Source organism: Vibrio crassostreae 9ZC13, assembly GCF_000272045.2.
In the GTDB taxonomy this organism is placed as follows: domain Bacteria; phylum Pseudomonadota; class Gammaproteobacteria; order Enterobacterales; family Vibrionaceae; genus Vibrio; species Vibrio crassostreae_C.
Genome location: NZ_AJYZ02000019.1, coordinates 1,997,664 through 2,020,377 on the forward strand (window position 1 = coordinate 1,997,664; position 22,714 = coordinate 2,020,377).

The following is a 22,714-nucleotide window of genomic DNA, read 5'->3' on the forward strand; positions in this document are numbered from 1 at the left end:
CAATTTCGAGAAGGAAATTGCCCCTAGTTAAAGTGTAACCTGCATGCATATCGGCAAATAAGCGCTCACATACGCTATATAACAATGTTCCGTATTTAGCTTTCTCGATTATGCCTGCTAAGTCAGCAGGCATTTATTGGTGTTATTTCGCTTTTGATGCGGCGTGGTGTTCAATCATGAAGGCAATAGCTTCATCGTTTAAACAAGATTTACTCACATATTGGCGCTGTTTACCGATATGCAGGATAAAACCAAGATCGGTCTGCTCAAATTGGTCGATGTCACTCCACGCGATGGTGTTGGTCGCTTTGTGGTTTTTGTAACTTACTCCGTTAGCGTCACCTTGAAAGACAATTTTGCTGCCTGCGCCTGAGCTGATCTTTTGTCGCCATAACCACCAGGTTCTTTTGCAGTACACACTGAATGCTTCAATCACACTCAAAACGATAAAGAACCAGCCAACATAGCCGTTAGGTAATAGTTCAAACTCCAGTAGAACCACACCAAAAATAAGAAACAGTATTCCTTTTAAGTAGGCTTTTGGAAATTGAGTCGGAAGGCTAGTTTGATCATAACACTCCGCGAAAAACGTCTTGTCGAGTTTGTATTCTGTAGTGAAACCGGGTTCTTTAGACATGTGAGGCTACTTTATGGTTCTCTGTGAATGGGCTGTCAGTGGGCAGGTGTCCCACGCTGCAATTTTGCAACTTGATTATTGTATCGCTTCTCACTGTTTTTATTTAGATATTTTGGCTCTGTTTTGTAAATCGATGATACTTAACGGGTCTATTCTAACTTTAGCTATCAGACTAGTGTAGGGGCATCTTTAAAGTCACCTAAAAATTTGGTGATGGGATGGATAGATCTGTGGAGTCACCCGGTTGTTGGGACTACTGGCCTTTTTGGATAAAACTTCGATCTCATTTTGTTGGTTGATGGAGTCTATAGTGATTAGCGTGCTTTATCACTACTGTTGAGGGGCTGGCATAGTCTGCTCTAACAGAATAAACATATGAAGCTTGCAAAGTTCATCACTGTTCACTCTGAGAGGCCATGCCCAAAGCGATACCTTGGGCATGGCCTTATTCTATTTCAGTTTTAGGATCTCAGTTTTAGGATCAGTACTCGATGAATAATGACACCTGCTTAACGTTAATGAAGAAACTTCTTTCATAGGGAGAAGAGGTAAGAGCAATATCTAGTTTGTTCAACCCAGACACTCTCTTCTCATTTAATGCTTCTAATAGTTTAGAGTTGGTAAACCTAAGCGTTTGACCGGCTTCTACGTTGTTGAATGTAGTGAGTGGATTACTCCATGCTGCACATATTGTAAAAGACTCACAGAACGTGTCGTAATCCAGTGTGTTTGGAGACCAAGTTTGATTAACGATATGCGCAGTTACATTGTTGAATGGAAATTGAAGAGTTGAATCTCCGAAATCAACAATAAGCGTTGCCTGTTTAATTTTCCCTCGAACCTCACTTAAGTCAAAACTCGCTAGTGTTTCGTAGTCGTATGGGATTGAAGCCCCCGCTCTTAAGTAACCACCGACACGATGTTGCGTGACATGTGTTGCCGGGGTTGCTTGCCAGTTTTCTCTTTCCAAACCGAATAGGTTAGAGGGGAGGGTCACATTCACTGGCGGACTGAAATCAGAGGCTTGGTATGGTGGAGTTTGACCGAGAACTCCTTGTCGATAGGAGTCAACGCCACTGTAGATTAGCAGTGCGTTCAGTTCATAAGGACCATCGGCTTGCTTAAACGTGTCACCAGGAACGGTAAACTTGATGGTGTTTTCGCCAGCCTCAAGCGGTTCTTGGAAACTCACTAGCTCTAAATACTCTCCGGCTGCACCAACGATATTTACCGAACCTGTGTAAGTTCCACTGCGCGTAACATGGATAGGAAACTCAAAACTCAGCGAATCAATGTAGGTTCCATCTTGCGACATAGCCGGTGTGGTGACTAAACTCCCCGTGACTTCAATCGGTTCGCGGCAACGCTCAAAAGATGCTAAATCAATAAATTCTTCAAACTGAATTCGAGGGGCTGAAATTCGTATGTCATCTTGAGTGATTGCGTAGATGATCGTCGGGTTGGAGGTCAAAGTAGACGCTGAATCAAACGCGCCAAAAATATCTTCAGTTGAGTACTGTAGAGTGACGATTTGCTTCGCAGGTTTGAGTTGCAGACGTTTGCTTGTGTTCAGCTCGTCAATTCCATCGGTGAGGTAACCATGAATGGCAAAATCCCCCGCGGATTTAACATCAAGTTCCAAGCGCTGCTCTAAGGCAATAACACAGCCTTCAGAGGAAAACAGTGGAGCGAGTGAGAGGCTGACAAATTCAATGTCAGAGGGTAGTACGTGGATTTTTTTACTTGTCTGGCGAGTGATAGTTGTTCCATATTCTTCAAAAGACGTTATGCCTTCAATTAGATAATCCCCTTCAGCGGGTGGAACGAAAATATTGCTGTAGACACCATCTTTAGCAATAGCATCGAAATTGACACCCTCATCTTTAAGCGTCAGGCGTGTTTTTATTCCAGCTTCATCAATGATCACTGCGCTGGTTTGGGCACCTGTGATTGGATTCCCTTTGTTTGTCAGTAATGCAGAAACGGGAACTGGTTCAGCGACCACAAATTGGTTTGCAGCTATCGCCATGCCAAACGCAATAGGGGATTGGATCGCAACCTGAGCAATAATTACTGTGTTGTAACTTGGGTTTGGAAAATCAACGACGATCTTCCATTCGCCAGGTTCAGGGTTAGTTACTTCAGGCAAAAATAAATAGCTGCCCGGTAGCGGCGGACTTTGTGTGTCACCTGAAAGTATGTTCGCTTGCACATCATTGGATGATGTTGCGACTTGCCCGTTAGGCTTGACTAAATATACGGTTGCATCATCCAACGGCACGATGATTTCTGCTTTTAGGGCTTCCGCTTTGTCGATGGTAAATAGCATTGTGACTTCGTTATCGTTACTAGTCACTGGTTGAGATAGTGTCGTGCTTGTACTCATCCCAACGGGTATTGCATTACTGGCGATAGCCGGTGTGATGAAGGTACAGAAAAGACTGAACACCATCACTAATTGCTTGATGAATTTCATTGTGGCCACTCCTTAGCGCATTGAAATAATTTGTTGTAGAAAACGTTCAACGTTTTGTCCCGTTTTCATTGTTGAGTGGTTAGCCAATACGTTACCCAATGCATTGGTATAACTTGGGTTAGCGCTTGCCAAGGTCACAACAACATCATTTTCTTGCGGTACTGTTTGAATGGCTTGGTAACTGACTATGGTGATTGGATGAGCTTGTGGTCCATGCACACTTGGCATTGTGACCGATTGAGTTTGAGTATCGAGGTAGGCCGCAGAACTAAAGCTTCTTAGCGCCTGCCAAGCGGTAACGCCTGCCCAACGCGATCCCCACGGGAATAGGCCAACGATATCAGGATCTTTCTCAATAACACCGTCTTGGTTGAGATCGGCATTTGCCCCAATAGAAAATGTATTTGCAATATTGCCGCGAGTACGCATTTGGATCGCGTTTGATGCTGTATCCGTTGTTAGATCACGGATACCAGGTATTTTAGGACCCGCAAACGGAATATTTGGGAGTTGCATGTACTTGCCAGCGTAATTATTTGGATCGGTACTGACGTTACTGTAGATATCGGCGTAGTGGTCCATTTTTATCACCGACAAATCTGCTGCGACGCTACCAAGGTGAGGTGTGGAGAAAGTAGAAAGGGAGGTTATCTCAAAGGAAGGGCTAAGTGCTTTGAGGTTTTGGGTATCTAGCCCGCCTTTACTGTGTGCAATGACGTGAACTTTGTCGGATTTCAACTCATCGAGAAAACCCTGAATTTTGTTGTTCAAGATATTAGCGTTAGTCGCTGTGGTTCCATTTTTGTCAGCAGAGAAACGAGTATAACGAATGCCATAGTCATCAAGTGTAGAAAGCACGCCTGGAGCCGTATCATCATCCCAAGTGTCTGATTGTGCAGCAATGCCATGAGCAAGAATCACAGGAATGGCAACATCAAACTCGATTGAGACCCAATCGACAGACATACACCAGTTGTCTCCCGTATTGCCAGTATCAATATCGACGCGAATCTCATTGTTTTGGCCGAACTTGACATCACTGATATCGACTTGAAGGTTAGTATCCGTCCAACGGTTATCAGCGCCTTGCAGCGTACCTAAAGACTTTCCGTTAAAAGATACGATATCTATTTCTGGAGCAATATTACTGACGTTGGCATTGGAGTCTATGTCGAAGACCGGCATGCTGATCCTTGCGTTAGAACCGATAACGCCTTTTTGCTGCATATCGCCCAGTTTACTCGGAGCAATTCTCCCGTCACTTTGTAAAACGTTGGGGCTGACGACCATAGGAACAGGTAAAGAGATAAGTAGAGGTCCGCCAGAAGCATAGGTACAACCGGTATCCAGACCAGGACCCGAATTCACAACATAAACGCCGAGTTCTTCTTGCGGTGGGGCTATCCCAGAGCTTTGTGAGCGCATCGAAAAATTACGCAATTCGTATGAATCAGGTATATCTTCGGCACTCGCGAAACTCGGAGAAAGTAACAAAACACTGAGCGTGGCGCTCGGAATGTATAGTTTCATTTGTTTACCTTTGAGTATAGGTTATCCAAGAATTTGGTTGAAGAAAGCTCTATCTGTAGTTGTAAGGTAAAGGCTTGGAGTTTGATGTGAAATTTATTGGGTATAATTTCGGCTTGTTACTCAATTGATAAAACTGCTGCTCTATTTTTTTTCAAAATAGGAAGAGTGCGATCGCAGTTTCTGGATTGCGGAAGTTATGTCCTTATTTTCAAAAGGAGGGGGATAGTGCTCTAATATTGTTAGAACAATCTAAGTTAGTTTATGAAAGAGTAGCTAAGAATAGGAAAATCAAAGTTGGATGTAGGTTTGTTACAGAACTACATAGAGCGCGCTGTTCTGAATGGCTGACTACTAACCTAACTGGCTGTGCAAAGTTAGGTTAGTAGAAATTATGTGGCTGTTAATTCAGATTTGAGAGATAAGGGCTAGTGTTTTTTAGTAAAAATGGTAAAGGTCGCAATAAACTGAGGTTTGTTATTACATCGTTCGCTACATAGTGAAAACAGGCGACATGCCGCTGTCTTGTCCACTCATTAGCAACAAGCCAATTAAGACAAGTAAAACACCACCGAATAGCTGTAAATAATGACCTGCGGCTTTTAGTGAAGCACTGTTATTCTTGTTACCTGCTGCCAAATAGCGTTTTACCAAGTTCTTGCCTGTTAGTGTCATTATAGCAATCGTCGAGGTTGTGAAAGCAGTACCAATCGCCATGGAAAAAGCACTGACAACACCCATCCAATATAGGCCAACCATGTTTGCGAAAAGCAGTACCATGATGGCTCCGGTGCACGGTCTTACGCCAATCGTCACTATAATTCCAGCATATTCTCGGAGCGTTGAGGCTTTGTTGATTGCGTCTGCATCGGCTACATGCTGGTGGCCGCACCCACAGTCGGCATGAGAATGATCTGCATGAGTGTTAGCTGCGGCTTGCATTGTGCTAGTAGCGTCGATTATCGGAGAAGGGGCTGATATTGATGAACGAAGTGCCATTGGCGAACGCGCTGAAATTGTCGCAGCTGTGTCTGTTGCGAGTGTAGTGATGGCTTTCACTTTCAGCTTAGGCTTACGCATAGCGGTGTAGATGTTTTTCAAAGCCTTCCAACATATAAGTGCGCCGACGACCGCGACTAAGGCAAAGCTTAATGAAACAAACATATTCGCTTTGTCATTCACTACTCGCATGGAAGCACTAAAGCCCCACAGCAACACGCTTACTAGTAAGATTGCGACCAATGCTTGTAAAAAAGCGGAGACGACCGTAAGCACTAAACTCGCCTTGGCTTTGGTTGGGTGAGTCGCTAAGTAAGTCGACACGATAACTTTGCCGTGCCCAGGCCCCAAAGAATGAAGCATGCCATAGATAAAGCTGAACCCGATAAGGTAACTGCCTCCGCCCCAAGGGTTGGATTTAGCTTCATAGAGCAGGTCTGCAAGTTCTGAATTGACTTCTCTTTGCCATTGAATGCTAGAGATAACTAACGATGGCCACATGGACCACAGTTGATACGCACCAATAGCAATAAGCACGAACGCGCCAGCACCAATGAGGTAGTGATTGATTTTGGATTGATTTTTCTTCATTTAACAAGAACCTATATCTGAAATCTTTCTGTTAATTAGTTGCCATGCTTAATCAGCTAGACGCTGACTTAAAGGCTGAAACGAACCACTGCGACTAAGAAGCGGGAACCGCCGCACAATGAAGCTCAACCGATTGTGTAAACAGTTGGCCTAGCGTGTTATCTGGATCTGCATCGACAGGTAAAGACATTGCATAACTCATTTGCTCTGGCGTCGGGTTAGGCTCGATTAATTCTAAATGGCATTGTCTTGCTAGTTCAGATGACAATGTCACGTCGCTGTTGGATAGCCACGACATGTCGACAAAGTAACTAGGGTCAAAAATCAATACGCGAAGCGAGTTTCGTGTCACAGGCTTAGGTTTAGAAAGTGGTAGGTCAAATGTTAGAACCATCTTGGCTTTATCACGCTCAAACTTTGCGTTCTCAACCACCTGATATTTGATGGGCTCTTCACCATCATAAAAGTACGTGAAGTAGTGCTCGTACATCATGTTTTCGATTACAGACGCAGCGAGCTTTTTGAATGTTTCAGTTTCTGTATCGGCAGAGACGTCTTCTCCATCCAACATGTACATCGAGGTCATTGCATCAAAAGACCACTCCATAGAGAGACCGGTGATCATGCCATTCTCTCCCTCAATATGAGTTTTCATCTCTATCCAAGAGTGAGGGTGGGCATATAGATTTGGCGCAAAACACAATAATGCTAGGCCAACAGTCAAGCCCTTGAGAGAGCGAAAGCATGTCGAGAAACGGCTTACATAGCGTGTGGAGAGGCGATTGATGACATCGATTAGAATAAATGGCTGTTTCATGAGAAATGATGGTAATTTAGTGTGATGTTATATTATAACAACCCGATGCGTTGTTCACTTCAAATTATAAGCTTGTTTACATTGAAGCCGACTGCAATTCTTGATTTTCAATCCAACCTATTTTTCCTATAAACATCTTTGATTGGTCCCTAATTCGACATTATTCAGACTAGTGTGTGACGTTGAATAGTCGATTAAGCTCTCGGTTGTGCGAGGCCTTTTTGTAATGGGTTTGAGCTTGGCTCTTGATAACAGGCATTAACAACGCAAAAAATACCCCCAGTAAAAATACTACCCCCTAGTATATATGGTTATTTGAAAGGTAACTGAGATAGGCTGAAGATGACGGTAAGTTTGGGTGCTTGTGATCTTAGTTATCGATCCAGTAAATCTTATTTTTCACATGATAGTTATTGGCATATGCCAATAATGGGGCGTATGCTGAACTCCTGATCATCAATAACAGGAAGTTACTATGTTATACGCAGTACCTTGTCGCGACCTTCATGTTGGCAACCACTTTGCTCGTTCCCCACAGATCGCGATTGTCGATGAACAACGACAGATAAAACAGATTGTTCCTTTGATTGACTCCGACACCTCTTGCAATAAAAAGAAGCAATGGATTTCGGTTCTCCGTTCTTACGATGTGAAATCTGTGGTGGTTCGTTATATTGGTAAGAAGATGCTGGCGCACTTGTTCAATAACGATATTCGAGTCTTGGCATCGACAGGTAAGGCAGAAATCGGGGCTTTGGATTTCGACAATCTACGGGAAGTGACCGATCTCGATTATGGTCGCGAGCCGAGAAATAGTGGGTGTGGCAATAAAACGTGCGGCGAAAACGGGCACAAAAAACAAGCTTCGATTCTAATGGTACAGCCTAATCAGCTAGGTGCTATTCGAGGGTTCCGACAATGACCTTTTTGTTGACGCTATTGGGGTTTGTCGGAGTCGTTACATTGATGGCGATAGGCGTGATTTTTTCGCGCAAGCCAATCAAAGGCAGCTGTGGAGGATTGGCGCAGTTAGATATTGAGCGTGAATGCAATTGCAAGGATGTGTGTGAAGGGCAAAGCAAAAAGCTGTATCAGATTACTGAGCCATCAAGCTAAGTATCGAAGTAAGCATCAGAGTTCTCGCTCACTGAGTTAAATAACTTCTGGCTAACACGTTAATTAACTACTTTGAATCACCAACGCGTGACCATTGACGATGCACTTGGCGACTTTAGCTCGTGCACGCTTGATAATGTTGCCGAACGTTTGGCGAGACACCTGCATTTGTTCAGCGGCTTCAAGCTGGCTCAGGCCTTCTTGATCAGCCAAGCGCAAGGCTTCGAGCTCTTCCAATAGCAATTCTTCTTTATGAAGCTCGTCAATAGGAACACCATTGGGCTTAAAACAAGAGTAAGCCGTACGGGTACACAACTGGCGATGTTTTTTTGGTCGAGCCATATCAATCTCTAGCAATCTATGGGTAAAGGTAAGTATGAAGGTTTTCATTCCACACAATCATCGGCGTTGCCAAGTGTGCAGCCAAGGTTTTTTCAACGACAGCGCCATTTGTTTTGAAGCTATTGGCGAGCATGACACTTTAACTAAGCATGAGGCAGTAGCTAAATATAAAACCAGAGCCAAGATTGTACCAACAGATAAAGCTGAGGGCTACGATGGCATCATGCAAGGTGGCATTGTCACTACACTGCATGACAGCGCGATGTTGCATTGTCTATTTCAGAATGATATCAAGGCGATGACGGTGAGTTTAACCTCTCGTTTTCATCATCCGATTTTGATTGGTCAAGAACTGGAAGTTCGTGCCCAGTGGGTGAAAAGTAGACGTAATATCTACTTCCTAGAAAGCCAAATTACTCAGTGCGGAAAGTTATGTTCGTCGGCACAAAGTCAGTTTATGTCAGTTTCTAGCTATCAAACTTAAGCTTGGTATAGCGGTGTTGTTTTATCAGTTATAAAAGTCCAACTACGGTTTCATAATCACTGAAAATAACGTGTACGAAGAAGAGATTAACCGCGCCCTGTCGAAGATTCGTGAGTCACGAAAGTGGCGTAAAATCTTGGTCGATTATTTCGCAGATCAGTAATCGAAATTAGAAGCATATTCAAAAGCTTTTGGACTGTCGCCGTTACAGTTGATCTGAACCGGAAGCCTTGGTCTTTTTGAAGTATTTGAATGCACTCCAAACCGCGTAAGCCGCAACACCCACAATCAATGCCGAGCGAAGGAGAATGGGCGCATCATGCTCAAGCTGACCAACATGCGGCACAATACTGGCGAACAAGCGACTGGTAAAAAGCAGCCCCATTACTAACATAATAATCTTATTCATGTGACCTGCCATTCAATTGAGTACGTTGCACAGAACGAGTTATGGGGCGATTACACGGCTAACACGCTAGACAACTATTCTGCTCGAAATAAAATCATGCGCTTCTCAAACGTAACCGTCAACGTGATATCGGAGTTAAGCTAGTAAGCTAAAATTTCGTTTTTGGAAGGGGGTTGTTCTGTCAGGTGTAGCTAGAACTCGGAACAGGTAAGGGCGTTAAGGAATCTAAAATATTTACGTCAATGTATTGGTTTATGAATAACGTATCCAAAGCGGTACGTTGAATATCGGTAAAGTTATTATCTTTGAAATTTACAACTCATTTAGAATTATCAACTTCAAAGATAATATTGCTTAACGAGATCAGATTGTTGGGGTCTTATCTTGTCGAATATATCTTTTCGACCACAGATAAGTCCATGCAAAAGTTAAGGTTATGTTCAAGGCAGGTATACTTAATACCAACTTCTCCCGTGTTGAAATCAACGGATTTTGCGACATCTTCTTGAAAGTTATCAATGACTAACTGTAATAAGCAATCCTTGTCTAATACATTCATAAGTTTTCCCAAATACAATATGGTTGCAGATGCATATCAAAGGACAGGTTCCGATCATTATCAAGGAAAGCGAAAGAATATTTTCTCGTATAAATCACGTATCTTTATAACCCTTAATCATAATCAAACCTGAGAACATACCATATTGTAATTTATATTTTATCTATCTTAGAAACCTTCAATTACTAGGGCGTGTTGATCTTTGCTGTGCATTTCGCGTTCAACAATACATCGGTAGCCACATTAACATGAATGCCAGCGATAACATGCTGGCATAATTCCTTTCTAGCTTGTCATATCTACTTGAAATAGCTCGATAATGCTTAATTCTCCCAAAGGCATTTTCGACCAAGTGACGATACTTGTATAAACACCAATCCATACTGTCTTTGTCTATATCTTGTCCGTAATTGCGTTTAGCAATTACCGTTTCTCCGCCACGTTCCTTAACAAAAGTACGGAAAGGTTCGCTGTCATATCCTTTATCACAAACGATGGTATTAACTTCATCGAGTTGCTCAACTAAGCTTTCGGCATGCACTATATCGTGGCGTTGTCCCTCTGATAAATCAAAGCAAATCGGCAGGCCACCACTATCTACGGCTAAGTGAATTTTGGTTGAGTTGCCCCCGCGACTTTTTCCTATTTGCTCTGAACTTTCAGTAGCTGCACCTGTACTATGCTGATGTGCTCTAACTATAGAGCCATCAAGAAATACCCATTCAAAATCAGCCATGTTAGATAAACTTTTGAAAAGATTATCTAAAATCCCTTTCTTTGACCAAAGATTAAATCGTCTGTAAACGGTACTCCACTCTCCGAACTCAGAGGGTAGATCTCGCCAAGGAATACCTGTTCTCATTCGATAAAGTATTCCTTCAAATGTCATTCGATGTTCAGTTTTATCGTAAATACGACCTGTACTTTTCATAACTTGGAGTAGCAGTTCCCAGCGAATATCAGTTAGCATTGTTCTTGGCATGGTATTGGTTATGGTTTTACTTTTGGCGAAGCAAATTATAACTCTTTACCATGCTGTTCAAAAAACACTCACGAAAGATCAACACGCCCTAGCAAAATACGAACCAATTATTGTGAAGGTATGAAGAACTTTTTTCTCTGAATCTGAAAGGCGATTGGTTAGAGAATGTGATAATTGAGAGCTTACTTACAAAGGAATATTTTTATTTTAACAAAATATTAGGACTTAATTATATATGTATATTAGTTTTTGGTTATAAACTTTGATTGTGAAGGTGTTCTTGGATAAATACGCTATAACCCTGTTTATTGTAATGACTACTGCTCCCATTTTACTTTTCATAAGCTAGTCTTATTAAATGTTGATATGAAATTTGCTGCATTTATGTTTTTGGCGTGATCTTGGATTTGTTTAGTCAACCACATGGTAGATCTGATGTACATTTTACTTAAGTGAAAATCTCTTTGAATCAATGGCTAACGTTTGATTTTGGAATGAGATAAGGATCAAGTGTCTTCGTTTTCATCATGGTGTGGCATGGATGATCCACACAACAAGTTGATTGTTATTTAGTTTAAATAGGGAAATATTATGGCAGAGCAAGAGTATGATTATCCGGAATCGTACAATCTAATTTCAGTTACAGACCCTTCCAGTAAAATCAAGTATGCAAGCCCCCATTTTAATGAAGTAGCAGGCTATCAAGAAGGAGAACTAGTAGGTGAGTATCACAATGTAGTTCGTCACAGGGATATGCCTAAAGCCGCGTTTAAGGACCTATGGGGCCATATTCAGTCAGGTAGTAACTGGATGGGTATGGTGAAAAACCAACGGAAAGGTGGTGGCTATTACTGGGTTGATGCTTTTGCTTCTCCGTTAAAAGAAGATAATGAGATTGTTGAGTACCAATCTGTAAGGTTTAAGCCTAAAAGAGAATATGTTGAACGTGCAGAAAAAGCGTATGGAACTTTAAATAACGGAAAAACACCATTCAAGCTCATGTTACCGAAAACGAGACTTTGGCAACGTCAGACACTCATTTCAATATTGCTAATCGGGTTAGCCTACGCGCTTCACCTTAATCAATTCGTAACGGTACCGCAAATGTTCTTATTACTCTTTATGGGTAGTTCGGTATCGATTTATATTTTGACTCGTCGCTTGGATAATATTTGTAAAATAGCAAGAGAAGAGTTCAACAACCCTTTAATGGAACATATTTACTTTGGCAAGGTGGACGATCTCTCCGAAATTGCGCTGGGAATGAAGGTTCGGAAACAGTATGCAAAAGCATTATTAGGCAGAATTCGAATTTCGGTGAGTGATTCATGTGAAATGACCCTGAAACAGGCGAATAAAACTGCTGAATCGAACGCCACGGTGTCTGAAAACCTTGAAAATCAGAAAACAGAAATTGATATGGCTGCGACTGCCATCAACGAGATGCAAGCGGCTTCAAGTGAAATTTCTCAAAATGCGCAAGGAACCCTCGATTCTACCTTTAGCACCCAGCAAGAGCTCTTATCTTGTCAAAACGAGCTAAACCAAGTCGAAGAAAACTTTGTCGAGCTCACCAATGAATTAGATAACATATCGACAATATCGCTGTCTGTAGAGAGGGAGACGCAACAAATAAGCTCCGTCATCGAGATGATCAACGCGATTGCTGACCAAACTAACCTATTAGCACTGAATGCTGCGATAGAAGCCGCACGAGCTGGTGATTCAGGAAGAGGGTTCTCGGTCGTGGCAGATGAAGTAAGGGTGCTTGCTCAGAAAACACAAGAAGCAACAACAGAGATTCAAGCGGTTATTGAAAAGCTATGCACAGGCAGTGGTCAGTCAGTAACGGCTGTTAACAACGGGACGGAAAAAGCGAAACGCACTCAAACGACGATTCAATCGACTCTAGAAAGCCTCACATTATTGAGTGAAAAGGTTCAAGGAGTGGTTGATAGGAATAACCAAATCGCGGTCGCTATTGAAGAACAAGTTAATGTCTCTGAAGAGATTAACCAGAATATTCTTTCTATACACAGTAAAGCTGAAGCTTCTCACGATCTCATGGAAGACAGTAAAAAACAGTATGAACAAAGTGTACTCAGCTTGAATGAGCTAAGAAAAGGAGTGGCTCGATTTTAAATCGCAATAGAGCAAGTAGTTAGCGGGTTCTGACTCGGCATTCTCAAGCCTAGAGTTTGTAGTTAGAGTTGCTTTTTGAAGATGGTCATTTAAATGAATAACTACAGAAATAGACAGCTAAAGGGGGCGATCTAGATGATTAGAGATTTATTTTTCTTCGTTTAATATTCTGATTTATGATCGCATGCAATCTAAGGGGGACAAATGTCCTCCTTTTTATTTGGAGAGGCGCAATAAAATAGGTGCCACTAAAACAAATAATAAAGGACACATCTATGGACCTATTCGCCCTACTTGATATCAACAATACTTTAGTCAATATCCCAATAGGGGATGGCTACGCAATGAGCTGGATTGAAGCATTCGGCACCGTGTTTGGTTTGTTGTGTATTTGGTTTGCAAGCCAAGAAAAAACCATTAACTACCTGTTCGGATTGCTGAATGTCACCTTATTCGCGGTTATCTTTTTCCAAATTCAGTTATACGGACTATTACTTCTACAACTCTTTTTCTTTTGCGCCAACATTTACGGTTGGTACGCATGGACACGTCCTAATGAGCAAGGTGAAACGCTAGAAGTTCGTTGGTTGAGCCAAAATAAATTAGTAGCAACGGCCGCAGCGTGTGCGATTTCTATTGCTTTGCTAACTATGTACATCGACCCATTCTTCTTTGCGCTAGCAAACATCGCGGTAGATAGCCTGAATCTATTTGGTGCGGATTTAGCGGAGCCAGTGCTTGAACCGGATGCGTTCCCATTCTGGGATGCAACGATGACCATTCTATCTATTGTTGCTCAAGTTCTTATGACACGTAAGTATGTTGAAAACTGGATACTGTGGATTGTGATTAACATTATCAGCGTTGGTATTTATGCGACGCAGGGTGTGTACGCAATGTCTGTTCAATACGCAATCTTAATGTTTATTGCGGCAAACGGTACTCGTGAGTGGGCACGCACAGCTAAACGAAACAGTGATAAATCACTCACTCAAGCAACGGCTTCTTAGGAGTGAAGATGGCAAAGCAACCTCATATCTGCGTTGATGAAACGCAAATTGCTCCGTTAGTTATTGTTTGTGGTGAGCCAGATAGAGCGAATCGAATCGCTAACTTGCTTGAACATGCTGAACTGGTCTCTGAAAACCGTGAATATCGAATCTTCACTGGTCAATATCAAGGTAAAGCGATATCGGTTTGCAGCACGGGCATTGGTGCACCTTCAATGATCATTGCGGTAGAAGAGCTTAAGTTTTGTGGTGTGACTCATATTGTCCGAGTAGGGTCTGCAGGCGCAATGCAGTCACATATCGGGCTTGGTGAGCTAATTATTGCAGAGGGCGCGGTTCGTGATGAGGGGGGATCTGCGGCTTACGTTAAACCTTCGTATCCCGCTTATGCAAGCTTCTCCCTGCTCAAAGAGCTAGATGGGTTCTTGCAGCAGCAGTCAACACCTTACTATTTAGGAACAGTGCGCTCACACGATAGCTTTTATACCGATGATGAACAGGCGCTTTGTCAGTACTGGAATGGCAAAAGCATTTTAGGTGCAGACATGGAAACATCCGCGTTGTTTACCGTTGGACGCTTGAGAGGGCTTAATGTAGCTTCTATCTTGAACAATGTTGTCTTGTATGAACAAGATGTAAAAGAGGGCGTTGGGCAATATGTCGATGAGGCTGAGGCAATGATGCAAGGAGAGCGGCTAGCATCTTTAGCGGCACTGGAAGCATTAATTGCACAATAAGGTTCTGGCGAAAAACAACAATAAAAGCGACGGGAGACCGTCGCTTTTTTATTGGGTTCTCTCCTGTGGTTTAAGTGGTTACAATCGTTTGAATATAAACAGCAGTAATGCAATGAGAGAGTAAGTATGAAGATTGCACCATACTCAAGCGGACGCTTTAAAAACTACTTAGAACAAAAAAGCTCTGAATTTAGAGATCTCATCTACCAACACCAAGTTAACTCTCGTTACTTCAATCAAAACGATGAAATCCTACGTCAAGGTGAGCAGCTTCAGTATCTTTATGTAGTGCCCACAGGAAGAGTCTCTATGAGTATTTCTGCAGCTAATGGGCGACGTTTTCAATTGGGCGAGGTGAATTGCGATTACCATATCTTTGGTGAGATGGAGTTTTTCACGCAGACCCCTTGTCAGTGGAACGTAGTGGCTGATGAACACATGCAAGTTGATGTTATTTGCATTCAGAGATTAGCAGAAGCACTACTTGAAAATCCGGGGATGATGTTCTTTTTCGCCTCTGCATTAGCGGAAGATTATCAAGACTCTATGGGTATTTACACTAACCGTCTTTTACACTCAATTACCTACAATATTGCCTATGATTTATTGGTTCAAAGCGAGACTAACACTGTGTTAGGCGGTTTCGATAAAGTGAATCAAGAAGCAGAACGATTTGGTACATCGAGCAGAGTGTATCGAAGAGCGGTTAAAGACCTATTAGACAAAGGTTTCATCAGAAAAGGAGATCAAGGGTTAGAAATTGTCGATCAGCGAGCACTGCAAGCTTTTATTGACTCCTACGAATAATAAAAGAGCTTGGCACTTACTTAAATGCCAAGCTCGGTTTTTCAATGTTTACTATTAACTACTCGCATCTATTTATGAGCGACTTTCTCTCAGCAACTAGCCCGTAAGTGTCCGCGCACCATTACCGGCGACTAAGTATTAATCCTTAAGCTTTTGCATACATGAGTGTTCTATAACCACCGATTAAGTTGCGTGCTTTAAAGCCGTTGTTGACGAGTTGGCGATAAGCCACGTTACCACGTAACCCGACTTGGCAGTAGATTACAATCTCTTTGTCTTTTGATAGTTCGTCCATGCGGTGACGCAGTTGGTCGACAGGAATGTTGATTGCGCCTTCAATAAAGCCACCATTTTCTAGTTCGCCAGGGTTACGAACATCGAGTAGGAGTTGGTTGTCGCTTAATGTTGCAATCTCATCGAAATGAATAGGTGTCGCGTCACCTTTAATAATATTGTTGGCAACAAATGCGGCTTGGTTAATCACGTCCTTGGCACTCCCGTAAGGTGGTGCATAGGTTAATTCAAGGTGTTGAAGCTGATCAACGGTCATACCTGCACGTTGAGCTACTGCCATAACATCAATTCGTTTATCGACACCATCTTTGCCCACTGCTTGCGCACCAAAGATTTTGCCTGTTTTTGGATCGAACAACATCTTGAACGATACAATCTCAGCACCTGGGTAGTAACTTGCATGGCTGGCAGTATGGACATAGACTTTTTCATAGTCTACGCATTCGCGCTTCAACTGTTTTTCGTTTTTCCCTGTTGAGGCAACGGCTAGGTCAAAAATCTTACAGATAGCTGTGCCCTGTGTACCTTGATAGATTTCATTGCGTCCGAGCATGTTGTCGGCAGCCATACGACCTTGACGGTTAGCAGGGCCAGCAAGCGGAACTAGAGTTTGTGCACCTGTGACAAAGTCTTTTTCTTCGACCACATCACCCACAGCGTAGATGCTAGGATCGCTAGTCTGCATCATTTCATTGGTGTAGATACCACCTAGTTCGCCAATTTGAAGTCCTGCTTCTTTTGCTAACTTAGTCTCAGGACGCACACCGATAGCCATGATTAAGATATCAGTAGTTAATGACTCGCCATTATTAAGTGTTAATTCTAATTCACCCTCTATGTGTTGGTGCTTCTCGCTCTCGCCTGAATCAAAACTTGCGATGTGTTCGTTAGGTATATATTTCACAGACTCAAGCGCGACGCCGAGTTTTAGGTCGATGCCTTTGTCACGAATCTCCGCATGGGCAAAGCCGGCCATTTCCCGGTCTACTGGCGTCATTACTTGGTCAGCCATCTCAATCAACGAAGTCTTGATCCCAAGCTGATGAAACGCTTCCATCATTTCCAAGCCGATAAAGCCACCGCCAACAACTGTCGCGTGCTCAGGTTTATTCATTTGGATTGTTTCGATGATGCGATCCATATCTGGAATATTGCGTAGTGAATGGGTGAGGGGGTTATCGATTCCTGAGATGGGAGGAACGACGGCACCGGCTCCAGGGCTGAGTAATAAGAAGTCGTAACTCTCGCTGTAGTGATTACCATCAACAAGATTTTTGACTGTAACGGTTTTATTGGTGCGATCAATAGAGGTAACTTCGTTCATCACTCGTGCGTCAACGTTGAAGCGAGCTAAGAAGCTTTCAGGTGTTTGTAACAGAAGCTTGCTTCTATCCTCGATATCGCCACCTATGTGGTATGGCAATCCACAGTTGGCAAAAGAGACGAATGGTCCTCGTTCAAACATTATTATTTCGGCTTCTTCACTAAGACGACGAGCGCGTGCAGCAGCTGAAGCACCTCCAGCTACGCCACCGATGATTACAATTTTAGTCATACGTTTACCTATTACTGTCTCTAAGTTTAACTATACAAATTGCCGAGCATAGAGCTTGTATCTTCTTAATGATCAGTACTGGCTGGTCGCCGGCGATTGAGTAGTTTTCGAAATACCTAGATACTATAAAGATGTAAATTAGCATTGTCTAATATTTATTTTGAAGCTATCACCTCGGGATTGAGCGTTTGGTCCAAGGGCTGTGATTAGACTAAAGCACGCTAGTAAAGGTAATACGCGTTAGCGAGTCGAGTACAGGTTAGCCAAATTAACTGTCATGAGCATAATGAACAGGATCACGGATGTGCTGACTGATTACGTTCTTCAGATCTTGTTCATACAGATCTAGCCAGGCATAACGCTCGCGATACAACTTACGCTTTTGACGTTTTAGAGCTTCAAGATTTTTCCTGTTCGGGTTTGTCGGGAGACGATAGAAATAGTTATCATGCACCTGTCCATCGTGCTCTTCCCACAGACTGTCGTATTTAAGGCTGATGTCTTTGTTTTTCTTACCGTAGCGTAATGAGTTCGAGACATGACCAGACTCTTTTACCGCATAGATATTGTCGATACCCAAGTTAATAGCGAGCAGTCGTAGTGTTTCTACCATGAAGGATTTAGGTCTTAAACCGTAAAAAGCTTTGGTGAATGTGCGGCTAAATCCATTGTCATTGGCGCCACCCTGTATACCGCCGATGTAGATGTTGTTGTCGAAAACAGTAAACGAAATGGTATACATTTTTTCGAATTGAGAGTTGGTCAATGAAATTGTCAGTTCACCTTCTTTTCTCGCGTTTCTTTCGAAGCTGAGATTAACCAGATAAACGTTGTCATCTATCTCAAGTTTTAAAAGATTGAGCCTTTCGTTATAGATTTGGTGTCTAGCTTCTGTTGCGAAGGTGTTTTCAAACCAGTCGTAGTGTTTGGATAAGATATCGATCTTTTCTTTATTGCTAAAGCCAGTACATAAGTAGGGAGTCACAAATTTAGAAAGGAAGTTGGGTTGCTTGATAAATAATAACTTTCTCTCTTCAGAGTTGAAATTATTACTCATTTTTCGAGTAGCTGAATAATAAAACAGGGCTCGAATAGTAAACTTAACTATCGCTTTGTACTTACCCTTATTTTTATGGGTATTTGCTTCAATCCCCATGCGAACGACATTCATAATCACCTCAAAGAAGAAGGATTGCTCGAACACAGTCGTGTCATGAACCCTTCCAATAATCTGACCAATAACAAGAAAATGATGATAGTGAAAAAGGCGATTTGGGTAAGTATGGATATGTATAGCTATGTAACCTAATCAGTTACTTAGTGAGTGGTTCTTGTTCGATTATGCCTTGTTATGTGGAAGGGAACTGGATTGATGACTATAAAAGAGTCGTTTATAGGAACAATGTTGCACCTTTTACGGGTTACGTGCTTTTAGAGTTGCAAGCCGAAAAGTATTTGGTCTATCGAATCTGGTGGAGGTTAGCTTCGGTTTTAGGGTTCTGTATAAGACTTTGACCACATAAAAGCACCGATAACCCAGGCTGTAACATCTCCGCTTATAGTGGTTAGACGCAATATCATGGTTATCGCTAAAGAAACCTCTGAACCGTAAATTGGGTTAAGTAGGCTAACCAGAACAAGTTCTCTAACTCCGATCCCAGCAGGGGACCCGGGGGTGAAGAATCCAACAATCCAGGCGACCGCGAAAATGCTCCCTAGTGTCAATATATCGAGTTCCCAAAGGTCAAACAGTGCTCCTCCAACTAAAGATATTACCGCGCCCAATAGTAAATAGTTAAATAAATATGTTACTAAACTCACCATCACAATTGGTAACGTAGGGAGTTTAAGTTCGTCTATTTGTGCCACGTCTTGTTTTGATAGAAACCAAGCATACAGGCGAACAAACGAATGCCGAAAGATCTTCGGTCCAAAGACAATAGTGGTAATAGTCAAACTAAGTATAAGTACGTGTGTTTGTATGGATGATTCGTGAATGAAGTCATTCCCTTGATGGATCCCATGATATAGGGTCAAGATAACCACAACTCCAACTACCCAAATGGTTTCGATAAGCATACTCAAGAGAATTTTACTTCGCTTCATTCTTAACTTTTCAGATAACACAACGCGCCCTATATGGTGTGCTATGTTTCCGGGTAAGTACTTTGCCAATTGAGCTACAAGGTTTATTGAAACGACCTGAGTTATGTTACCTCTACTTTCTCCTACGGATTTCAGTAGGTAGTAGCTAACTAAACCACCGTTTATTAACGTCCAGCTATAAAGAGCAATACTTCCGACTAGGACTAATATTAGATCGTAGCTCCAATTAATCGTGTACCAAATTGATAATTGAATTGATGACTGATAACAAAACCATATAATTAGCGATATAGATATAAGCCAACCTAGTTTCTCTACCTGTATTCGTATATTAGACACCAAGCGAAACCCTTAGACGGTTACTTTGATATTTTTGATTTTTCATTCGCTAACCTATCCTCTAGTTTCTCGATTCGGTACAGCAGTTTTTCCATTAACTTGCGATTGAAGCTTACTAGGTCTGCGACAAATCCTACAATCATAGTGAGAAACCCAAGTATTAATAATGTGCTGCCGAGTAATAAGGACTGAATATGGCCATCGCCACCCCCATCCATGAAAAAGTATAGGAAACGAATGATGGGTAATACACCAACGGCAACCATTATGGCACCTAAAATAAAGAACACACGCAAGGGTTTGTACATTGTGTAGATACGAATTAATGTGGAAATAGACATCCTTAAAAAGTGAGGAATACTTGAAAATAGCCTAGACTCTCTAGTCTTCTCGTTAGTGTGGATTGGAACGGAGATTACACCGAGCTTTTTCGCACTAGCTTGAATAAGCATCTCAATCGTGTAACTGAACTCTGATACTATATTTATTTGTTGTGCTGCTGATCTTGATATTGCTCTGAAACCACTGACTGAGTCTTTTATGTCTAAGCCGGTCGCTTTGGACACGATATAACTACCTAACACTTGAAGGGTTCGCTTGAAAAATGAGAAATGTTTATTGTTATAACCACCTCGGTTTCCGACGACAATATCAGCTCTCTTATTCAGTATGGGTTCGACTAACTTAGAGATTTCAGAGCCATTGTATTGGTTGTCACCATCAGTATTAACAATGATATCAGCTTTCTTATCTATGCAGGTTTCTAACCCTAGGTGAAACGCGTGGGCTAAACCCTTATTTCTCGTGCTCTCTACTATGTAATCCACGCCTAACTGTTGCGCTATAGCAACCGTATCATCTGTAGAACCATCGTCTATAACAAGTATCTCGATTTTATCTATACCTTTGATCTCTTCCGGTATACCTCGGATTACTGATTTGAGGTTACTTCCTTCGTTATAGCAAGGGATTTGAACAATTAGTTTCAATTTTGCCACCTCTATTTATTCTGGTTTGTTTAAAATCCGCTAAACATACGAGATTCTCGATTGCTCTCTTTAGGCCTATATAAATTCTCCCCCCAACGAAGTGTATATGTACCTGTATCTTCGAAAATTTTAATAGTATTTTTTCCTTTTGATAAAGCGACGATTTCTTGTGGGTGGATAACTTTGTTATTTATGATTACTTTTGAATCTGATTCCAAAGTGTAATTACCAGAGATATTTAAGGTAAACGTCACGGCGTTATCCTCTTGAGTTAACAGCAACTCTTTACCTGCAACATAGAGTTCATTCCAGTGACTTATATAATTGTTTTTAATAGCTTTCCTATCTTCTTCTAAAAGAGCCAAATAGATTGATCCCACACTGCTCTCGCTGTGAATGAACTCAAGGTATTCTGAATTCACGATCAAAAATTTAGGTTCGTGATCTTCAATAGCAAGCTTAAGTATAGGCTGTCCTGCTATTAAGTAGTTATCCATCCCCCAAGAGCTCATGAAAAAGCCTTTCTGAGGGTATGATGAGATCATAGAGCACCTATCTATGTAGGCGACAGGTTCAGGAAATATCTTCTGAACAACATTAATAAAATGATACTGATAATCTAAGTTCCGGGAATATTTCAAATAAATACTTTGAAATATTAGGTTAAAAACAAACAAAAAAACAACCCCACGGCTTATTCTCATGTATCGCTTACGAGTTTTTCTTTGATTCCATACCTCCCAAGCTAGGCCGAAATAAATTGCTGAAGGAGCTAATATAAATGAATAAAAGTAGGGGAATGCGTTACGATAAATAAGAATAGATAATAAAGGAAGTATCAAAGTCATGAGCTTTAAGTAATCTAATTTTATTTCAATATTATTATTTTTAATTGTTGAAGATAGGCAGAAGTAAACGCCACAAACTAAAGTAAACCAAAAGCCTAAGTCTGTTCCTAATGTATATATAAAGTAATTAGCTCGAGGGAAAAATAAATTATGGTTTAGTGTTTTGTTTGCCCCACTTAGCATTGATATAGCATCGTTCTCGGTTGTTGATGTAATGCTTTGTGAGTGCCAAAAGTATAGAGATAAAAACAGTAACGTGACTAAAATAAAATATCGCGAAAGGATAATGCTAGTTCTACGTTTTTGGGAAGATTGTACAATGGATAAAAGTGAAATTAGGATAATAGTAGGAAGATAAAATACAGACTTTAGTGTTATAAGGAATGCTATGGCAGTAAGCAATGCAGTAATCAATGTTCGTTTGAAAGAATACTCTAGTTTTAGCAGATAATCTAAACTAGCCATTAAGCAAAAAGTTGCAATAGGGTCTGTCCGAAAACTAGCTCCCATCCTAATTACAAATGAAAATGAAAAGTAAGCTAAAACCGCAAATAGAGAAGCGGATCTACCAAGGTGTCTACGACAAATTCTAAATATAAAAAATCCTGTAGCAATTTGAAGACACAGCATAACATTACGAGCAACAATGATTTGGTTAACCTCATTATCGGATACCCAGCTTAACCAAGTGAAAACATGCACATGGAATGTTTGAAAGCTACTTATCGATTCTCCAGCTAAAAACTGATGAACAAAAGACAGATAGTAGAATTCATCCCAATTAACCTCATAATTGAACGCGGTGTATACTCGAAGAACTATAGCTAGAAATATCAAGGTAAGCATAATGGAACTTCTGCTTACCTTGATATCTCTATTTAATATATTAGGCTTACTATTTGTTTTTTCAAACATTTTCCTTCTACCCTAAACTTCCAAAGACTTTGT

19 protein-coding genes and 1 pseudogene are annotated in these 22,714 nt (G+C 41.5%); 8 read left to right on the forward strand and 12 right to left on the reverse strand.

The genetic code is table 11. The annotated features are described in order from the left end of the window. Positions 1-142: 142 nt before the first annotated feature. The 5 genes from A136_RS09990 to A136_RS10010 all read right to left on the reverse strand — a co-directional run bounded on the left by A136_RS09990 (position 143) and on the right by A136_RS10010 (position 7,047). Complete coding sequence (locus A136_RS09990) at positions 143-637, reverse strand: YcxB family protein (protein WP_017065464.1); 495 nt, start codon at positions 635-637, stop codon at positions 143-145. A 481-nt stretch (positions 638-1,118) separates the two neighbouring features. Next, positions 1,119-3,113, reverse strand: a complete 1,995-nt coding sequence (locus tag A136_RS09995; protein ID WP_017065465.1) for a choice-of-anchor X domain-containing protein — start codon at positions 3,111-3,113, stop codon at positions 1,119-1,121. Between the two features lie 12 nt (positions 3,114-3,125). Continuing rightward, the gene (locus A136_RS10000; protein WP_017065466.1) at positions 3,126-4,643 is read right to left on the reverse strand and encodes an esterase/lipase family protein; all 1,518 of its coding nucleotides are present in this window, start codon (positions 4,641-4,643) and stop codon (positions 3,126-3,128) included. Between the two features lie 489 nt (positions 4,644-5,132). Continuing rightward, positions 5,133-6,230 carry a nickel/cobalt transporter gene (locus A136_RS10005; protein ID WP_017065467.1) on the reverse strand — a complete coding sequence of 366 codons (1,098 nt, stop codon included), beginning with the start codon at positions 6,228-6,230 and terminating at the stop codon, positions 5,133-5,135. A gap of 94 nt (positions 6,231-6,324) precedes the next feature. Then, complete coding sequence (locus A136_RS10010) at positions 6,325-7,047, reverse strand: DUF1007 family protein (RefSeq protein ID WP_029235310.1); 723 nt, start codon at positions 7,045-7,047, stop codon at positions 6,325-6,327. 475 nt (positions 7,048-7,522) lie between these two features. Here A136_RS10010 and A136_RS10015 point away from each other — a divergent pair, with 475 nt between their 5' ends. After that, positions 7,523-7,969 carry a NifB/NifX family molybdenum-iron cluster-binding protein gene (locus A136_RS10015; protein ID WP_017059102.1) on the forward strand — a complete coding sequence of 149 codons (447 nt, stop codon included), beginning with the start codon at positions 7,523-7,525 and terminating at the stop codon, positions 7,967-7,969. Continuing rightward, positions 7,966-8,163 (forward strand): (Na+)-NQR maturation NqrM, encoded by a 198-nt coding sequence (gene nqrM, locus A136_RS10020; protein WP_017059103.1) that lies wholly within the window; start codon positions 7,966-7,968, stop codon positions 8,161-8,163. The genes A136_RS10015 and nqrM overlap by 4 nt, the downstream gene beginning before the upstream one ends. Positions 8,164-8,226: 63 nt before the next feature. Here nqrM and A136_RS10025 read toward each other — a convergent pair whose 3' ends face one another. Beyond that, the gene (locus A136_RS10025) at positions 8,227-8,505 is read right to left on the reverse strand and encodes a DUF134 domain-containing protein (RefSeq protein ID WP_017065469.1); all 279 of its coding nucleotides are present in this window, start codon (positions 8,503-8,505) and stop codon (positions 8,227-8,229) included. A gap of 34 nt (positions 8,506-8,539) precedes the next feature. On the opposite strand from A136_RS10025, the gene A136_RS10030 reads away from it, so the two are divergent. Further along, entirely contained in the window at positions 8,540-8,989 is a 450-nt protein-coding gene (locus A136_RS10030) for a PaaI family thioesterase (RefSeq protein ID WP_017065470.1), read from the forward strand. Between the two features lie 34 nt (positions 8,990-9,023). Further along, positions 9,024-9,152: pseudogene (locus A136_RS23035) on the forward strand (ABC transporter substrate-binding protein); the annotation flags it as partial. A gap of 42 nt (positions 9,153-9,194) precedes the next feature. Here the strand turns inward: A136_RS23035 and A136_RS10035 are convergent. Next, on the reverse strand, positions 9,195-9,398 hold the full coding sequence (locus tag A136_RS10035) for a hypothetical protein (RefSeq protein ID WP_017065471.1): 204 nt from the start codon (positions 9,396-9,398) through the stop codon (positions 9,195-9,197). 779 nt (positions 9,399-10,177) lie between these two features. Beyond that, positions 10,178-10,939: an IS5 family transposase gene (locus tag A136_RS10045; RefSeq protein ID WP_026028612.1), complete on the reverse strand. Its 762-nt coding sequence runs from the start codon at positions 10,937-10,939 to the stop codon at positions 10,178-10,180. 591 nt (positions 10,940-11,530) lie between these two features. Here A136_RS10045 and A136_RS10050 point away from each other — a divergent pair. From A136_RS10050 to A136_RS10065, 4 genes are all read left to right on the forward strand, one after another. Continuing rightward, the gene (locus A136_RS10050; RefSeq protein ID WP_017065474.1) at positions 11,531-13,081 is read left to right on the forward strand and encodes a methyl-accepting chemotaxis protein; all 1,551 of its coding nucleotides are present in this window, start codon (positions 11,531-11,533) and stop codon (positions 13,079-13,081) included. Between the two features lie 275 nt (positions 13,082-13,356). Further along, positions 13,357-14,091, forward strand: a complete 735-nt coding sequence (pnuC, locus tag A136_RS10055; protein WP_017065475.1) for a nicotinamide riboside transporter PnuC — start codon at positions 13,357-13,359, stop codon at positions 14,089-14,091. A gap of 8 nt (positions 14,092-14,099) precedes the next feature. After that, positions 14,100-14,828, forward strand: a complete 729-nt coding sequence (locus A136_RS10060; RefSeq protein WP_017065476.1) for a nucleoside phosphorylase — start codon at positions 14,100-14,102, stop codon at positions 14,826-14,828. Positions 14,829-14,954: 126 nt separating this feature from the next. Then, positions 14,955-15,635: a Crp/Fnr family transcriptional regulator gene (locus tag A136_RS10065; RefSeq protein WP_017065477.1), complete on the forward strand. Its 681-nt coding sequence runs from the start codon at positions 14,955-14,957 to the stop codon at positions 15,633-15,635. A 145-nt stretch (positions 15,636-15,780) separates the two neighbouring features. Here A136_RS10065 and A136_RS10070 read toward each other — a convergent pair whose 3' ends face one another. From A136_RS10070 to A136_RS10090, 4 genes are all read right to left on the reverse strand, one after another. Then, the gene (locus A136_RS10070; protein WP_017065478.1) at positions 15,781-17,484 is read right to left on the reverse strand and encodes an FAD-dependent oxidoreductase; all 1,704 of its coding nucleotides are present in this window, start codon (positions 17,482-17,484) and stop codon (positions 15,781-15,783) included. A 268-nt stretch (positions 17,485-17,752) separates the two neighbouring features. Next, positions 17,753-18,655 carry a VirK/YbjX family protein gene (locus tag A136_RS10075; RefSeq protein WP_017065479.1) on the reverse strand — a complete coding sequence of 301 codons (903 nt, stop codon included), beginning with the start codon at positions 18,653-18,655 and terminating at the stop codon, positions 17,753-17,755. A gap of 1,294 nt (positions 18,656-19,949) precedes the next feature. Continuing rightward, complete coding sequence (locus A136_RS10085) at positions 19,950-20,918, reverse strand: glycosyltransferase family 2 protein (protein ID WP_017065481.1); 969 nt, start codon at positions 20,916-20,918, stop codon at positions 19,950-19,952. Positions 20,919-20,947: 29 nt separating this feature from the next. Then, on the reverse strand, positions 20,948-22,681 hold the full coding sequence (locus A136_RS10090) for an ArnT family glycosyltransferase (RefSeq protein WP_017065482.1): 1,734 nt from the start codon (positions 22,679-22,681) through the stop codon (positions 20,948-20,950). Positions 22,682-22,714 lie beyond the last annotated feature (33 nt).